Below are 5,734 nucleotides of genomic sequence, written 5' to 3' on the forward strand. Positions count from 1 at the left end.
GGCTATGAGGTGCTTTTCTATAGAACATACCAGCTTTTTTATTGGATATCTATGGGCCATGGAGATGGCAGCTATAGGAAAAGACTACAGCAGGTCATTAAAGTACCTTTATTAATTTTAGATGATTTTGGGTTACAATCTCTTAGTGAAGCCAGCCAAATGGATCTTTATGAAGTAATTTGTGAAAGATATGAGAAGGCTGCAACGATTATTACCAGCAATAGAGAATTTGGAGAGTGGCAGGAAATATTTGCCAATCCATTAATAGGTAGTGCAGCACTAGATCGTTTGATTCACAGAGCCACAAAGCTTGTGATTGAAGGAAAAAGTTATCGTATGGAACAATTCCATAAAAGATCAAAACAAAATAAAGAAACCGAGAAGTAAAGAAAAAATTCAAGCTAGGGTGGGTCACTAAAGGTGACGAGGGGGTGGGTCACTAAAACTGCCGACCCTGGGTCACCAACCATGACGGATGACACCCCTAGAGGAAATTAAACATAAACCTAGTGAAGAAGCTGTAGGACATTTTTTACGAGGTAAAGAACTTGCTGAAAAAGGAGAACATGCAATCGCCATAGAAGCCTTACTGCAAGCTTTGCAATTAAGTCCTACTTACGAAAAAGCCAAAGCCTATCTTGAATTTTGCCTTAGGAAATTCTCAGAATCCCGTTTCCCTTCGCAGTCTCTTCCTTCTTTCTTTTTGCCTTTAGAAAAAGGCAAAGAAAAAAGCCTTTCTTCTACAGATTCTCCTAAAGAACGCTATACTGAACTCTTATTCGATGTGTTAGAAGAGTCTTCCATTCAAGAAAACTTGATTCTAAAGAAAATATTAGAGAATCAAGTGGAAGAGTTGATGAACCAGGAGAATGAAGAACTGACAGAGAAAGAAAAGGTAAGCTATAAATGGACGGAAAAATTATTAGCAGAAAACAAAGAGGTTAGGCAATTTGTTGTTGAAAAGCTGAAGCAAATCTATCAAAACCCTTACCCCCCTCCCACAGTCGCTCCTCATCCTTCTATTTTCACCGCTTCTTCATCTAGCGCCTCGGTTAAAGAGATTCAATCTCTCTCTCTTTCATCTGTAACGCCTATTTCTATGGGCTCGCTTTACACCGCAATTGTGCAGGTTCACTTTTCTGATAAAAATGAAGGTGTTATAGGACAAGCCTGTATAGTGGATAAAATTTATGAAATTGAATCTAATCTTTCTGTTGAGGAGAAAGTGTCCTACATCTTTCAAAAACTCTTTACTTTAGCGACTTCTCTTTCTCCTTTAGAATTTGAAGAAAACCCTAAAGAAAGCAAGGCCTTCACTCTTTCAAATTATTCTTCCTATCTGCTGAATATTAACCGTCTCTTAATCTGGCAAAAGCTACCAGGAGGAACAGAGTACTTAAACCAACCGCATATTAAGGCTTTATCTTTAAAGAAAAAAGGAGAGCTACTAACCCACTGGATAGAGGCCCAAGGTGAAAATATTACTAGCTTAAATTTAAGTAATTCAGGTTTAACATTTTTGCCCTTAGAAATTGGGCAGCTTTCTCAACTGCAAAAACTCTACTTAGATAACAACCAACTAACCGCTCTTCCTGACGAAATAGGACAGCTTTCTCGGCTGGAAGTCCTTGTATTAAGCGATAATCAACTAACCGCTGTAACTGTTGAGCTTTGCCAGCTTCTTAGGCTAACTTGGCTTAACTTAAGAGATAATCAGCTAACCGCTCTTCCTGACGAGATAGGGCAGCTTTCTCGGTTGGAAGTGCTAGAATTAAGCGATAATCAACTAGCCGCTCTTCCTGCAGCTATTGGACAACTTTCTCAGCTGCAATGGCTTTACTTAAACGACAACCTGCTAACCAATCTTCCTGACGTCATCGGGCAACTTTCTCAATTGGAAAAGATTCACTTAAGCCATAATCAACTAATGGCTATTCCTACAGCTATAGGACAGCTTTCTCAGCTGAAAGTGCTTAACGTAGACTCCAATCAGCTAACGGCTATTCCTGCAGCCCTTGGGCAACTTGCCCAGCTGCAAATGCTTGGCTTAAGCGATAACCAGCTAACGGCTATTCCCTCAGAAGTTGGGCAGCTGGCTCGTCTGCAAATGCTCTGGTTAGGGGATAACCAGCTAGCTTTTCTTCTCTCAGCTATTGGGCAGCTTTCTTGGCTGCAATACCTTTACCTAGAGTACAACCAGCTAGCCGCTCTTCCTGCAGAAATAGGGCAACTTGCCGGGTTGCAAGTACTTGACTTAAGCCACAATCAGCTAACTACTCTGCCTCCCGAGATAGAGCAGCTTCCGGTACTGCAAATGCTTGACTTAAGGCACAACCAATTAACCGCTCTTCCTGCAGCCCTTGGGCAAATTTATCAATTGCAGCAGCTTTCCTTTAGCAGCGACCAAGTAATAACCCCACCTCCTCAAGTTCCTGAACTTAGAACACTTAAATTAGAGGGTAACGCGGCTCTTAAGAATATTTTGATGTGATAAAAGGAGGCTATCAACAAGACATGAAATGGTGAGATTAGAATTGAGAAAGGCATAAGGAAAGCTGTTAAAGAACTTACAAAATGCAAACAACTCTTTTATCTTTTTCTCTTTTTTATCTCTTAGATAAAGTTTGCTTAAAAAAGAGATAAAAGAGTAAGTTTCTGCCAAAAAGGTAAAGTTAATCCTTAGAAAGGCAAGTTATTTCTGCACGTAAGGCAATCGCTTACCATAAAACTTTAAGGAGCTTATATGATGCCGCCAAATTCTAATTCTACCAACCAGATAACTTTCCGCACTACAGTCTCAGAGAATATAGAAGATGCTGTCTCAGGAGAGTTGATGACTCGGGCGGTGACTTTGTTTCCGTGTGGTCATACCTTTAACGAAGATACCGTCATCCAATGCTTAGCACGCAATAAGCTCTGTCCTCTAGATAGAACACCTATTGAAAGACATGCTCCAAATTACACTGTAAGGCATCTGGCCGAAACGGCTGAGTCCCATCCACTAGAAGAATTTAAGCATGAGCCTAGCGAAGAAGCTGTAGGACATTTTTTACGTGGTAAAAAACTTGTTGAAAAAGGATAGCATGCAGCTGCCATAGAAGCTTTACTGCAAGCTTTGCAATTAAGCCCTGCTTACGAAAAGGCCAAAGCCTATCTTGAATTTTGCCTTAAACTCTCCTCAGAAGTTTCTTCATCATCACAGCCAGTTACTCCTCATTTTTCGAGCAAAGGTAAAGACAAAGAAAAAAGCCTTCCTTCTACAGATTCTCCTAAAGAACGCTATACTGAACTCTTATTCGATTTGTTAGAAGAGCCTTCCATACAAGAAAACTTGATTTTGAAGAAAATATTAGAGAATCAAGTGGAAGAGTTGATGAACCATGAGAATGAAGAACTGACCGAGAAAGAAAAGGTAAGCTATAAATGGACGAAAAAATTATTAGGAGAAAACAAAAAGGTTAGACAATTTGTGATTGAAAAGCTGAAGCAAATCTATCAGGGCTCCCCCTCTCTTCCCACAGTGGCTCCTCAAAATCCTATTTCTACCTCTTCTTTGTTTAGCTCTACTTCTCAACCTGCTACTACTGACAGTTCTTTGTTTAGCACTACTAAAGGGATTCAGCCTCTTTCTCCTCCATCTACTACTCCTATTTCCATGGCCTCGCTTTATAAAGCAATCCTCCAGGTTCATTTTCCTAATGGAAATAGGGATTTAATAAAACAAGCTGGTATTTTGGATAAGATTTACAAAATCAAACCTGATATTCCTATTGAAGAAAAAGTACCTTATATTTTTCAAAAGCTTTTTACCTTAGCTGCTTCTCTTTCTCATATAGAATTCGAAGGAAATACTAAGGAAAGTAAGGCTATTACCCTTTTTAATTATTCCTCCTATCTGCTCAATATTAACCGCCTCTTAATCTGGCAGAAGCTACCTGGAGGAACAAAGTACTTAAATCAAGTGCATATTAAAGCTTTACCTTTAAAGAAAAAAGGAGAGCTGTTAACACAGTGGATAGAAGAGCATGACAAGAATATCACCTATCTGGACTTAGAGGCGTTAGGCTTAACCTTTTTGCCGCCAGAAATTGCCCAGCTTTCTCATCTGCAAACGCTCCGGTTAGACTATAACCAGCTAACCTCTATCCCTGCAGCCATTGCCCAGCTTTCACATCTGCATACGCTTCGGTTAGACTACAACCAGCTAACCGCTATTCCTGCGGAAATCCGGCAGCTCTCTCAGCTGCAAAATCTCTACTTAAGCAACAACCAGCTAAGCGCTATTCCTGCGGAAATCCGGCAGCTTCCTCAGCTGCAATATCTTCTCTTAAACAACAACCAGCTAACCGCTCTTCCTGCAGCCATCGGACAGCTTTCTCAGCTACAATATCTTGACTTAAGCAACAACCAGCTTACCGCTCTTCCTGTAGAAATAGGCCAACTTGCTAATCTACAATGGCTTTACTTAAGCAATAATAAGCTAACTTCTCTTCCTCCACTTTCTCAGCTTAGAACCCTTGAAATTGATGGTAATCCACTTTAGAGGTGTATTATGAAGAAGGTAAAAGTTTTTTGTTGAAAAAGGGCTTAGCAAATCTAAGATATTTTTAGGCTAAAATATATGCTGTTCATTAGAGAAGGTTTCTGCACTTAGCACCTTCATTAGTGCGAGTTATCGGATAAGATAACAACTTAATCTTATATTGGTAATAAAAATGAATGTATGGCAATTCATTTTGTTAAATGACGAAGTGAGGTATAAAATTGAAGGCAATAAACCAAATTATAAAACAAAAAAAGGATAGCCAGCACACCTTCTAAGGCCATTTTTCAGTCGAGAAGAAACTAGATAAGTAGCTTTGCAATACACATAGGGATTAATGAGCAAAGCAGAACGTAAAAATAGCTAGCAACTAGCAGAAGAGGCCAGTTTGCAAACATCCTATGCTTTCCAATATTTACTATACCTAAGCTCTTTAGAGAAGCAAATGCAGTAAAGGATAGTTTGCAATTGGAAGTGGTGAAAAATAAAAATTGCTTAAAAAAAAGAAAAAAGAGTAGGTTTCTAGCAAAAATGTAAGGTAAGCTCTTAAAAAAAGCAGGCTATATCTCTACGCTTAAGACCATTGCTTATCACAAAACTATAAGGAGCCTATATATGATGCCGCCAAGTTCTACTCCTAGCATCCAGACAAATTTCCGCACTACAATCTCAGAGAATATAGAAGATGCTGTCTCGGGAGAGTTGATGACTCGGGCGGTGACTTTGTTCCCTTGTGGTCATACCTTTAACGAAGATACTGTGATCAAGTGCTTAGCACGCAATAAACTTTGTCCTCTAGATAGAACGCCTATTGAAAGACATGCTCCAAATTACACTGTAAGACATCTGGCCGAAACAGCTGAATCCCATCCACTAGAAGAACTTAAGCATGAGCCTAGCGAAGAAGCTGTAGAACATTTCTTATGGGGTAAACGGCTTGCTGAAAAAGGGGAGCATGCAACTGCTATTGAAGCTCTGCTGCAAGCTCTGCAATTAACTCCTACCTATGAAAAAGCTCAAGCCTATCTTGAATTTTGCCTTAAACGCTCCTCAGAAGCTTCTTCATCATCACAGCAAGTTGCTCCTCTTTTTTCGAGCAAAGGTAAAGACAAAGAAAAAAGCTTTCCTTCTACAGATTCTCCTAAAGAACGCTATACTGAACTCTTATTCGATCTGTTAGAAGAGTCTTCC

5 protein-coding genes are annotated in these 5,734 nt (G+C 39.7%); all 5 read left to right on the plus strand.

The features are described from left to right. The coding region (locus DB41_RS04105; protein WP_039384648.1) for an ATP-binding protein at positions 1 to 387 on the plus strand (387 nt) is incomplete at its 5' end. A gap of 88 nt (positions 388 to 475) precedes the next feature. Beyond that, positions 476 to 2,491, plus strand: coding sequence for a leucine-rich repeat domain-containing protein (locus DB41_RS10650; RefSeq protein WP_052243880.1), 2,016 nt, complete (start codon positions 476 to 478; stop codon positions 2,489 to 2,491). 252 nt (positions 2,492 to 2,743) lie between these two features. Next, positions 2,744 to 3,082 (plus strand): hypothetical protein, encoded by a 339-nt coding sequence (locus DB41_RS04115; RefSeq protein WP_039384650.1) that lies wholly within the window; start codon positions 2,744 to 2,746, stop codon positions 3,080 to 3,082. 33 nt (positions 3,083 to 3,115) lie between these two features. Next, positions 3,116 to 4,543, plus strand: coding sequence for a leucine-rich repeat domain-containing protein (locus DB41_RS12100; protein ID WP_052243881.1), 1,428 nt, complete (start codon positions 3,116 to 3,118; stop codon positions 4,541 to 4,543). A gap of 615 nt (positions 4,544 to 5,158) precedes the next feature. Next, a partial coding sequence (locus DB41_RS04125) for a hypothetical protein (RefSeq protein ID WP_039384653.1) occupies positions 5,159 to 5,734 on the plus strand: 576 nt, incomplete at its 3' end.

The organism is Neochlamydia sp. TUME1 (assembly GCF_000813645.1).
In the GTDB taxonomy this organism is placed as follows: Bacteria; Chlamydiota; Chlamydiia; order Chlamydiales; family Parachlamydiaceae; genus Neochlamydia.

Bases quoted from the DNA above. Each gene is read 5' to 3' on its own strand.
- DB41_RS04115 (WP_039384650.1), top strand. From the start codon at position 2,744: ATGATGCCGCCAAATTCTAATTCTACCAACCAGATAACTTTCCGCACT.
- DB41_RS10650 (WP_052243880.1), top strand. From the start codon at position 476: ATGACACCCCTAGAGGAAATTAAACATAAACCTAGTGAAGAAGCTGTA.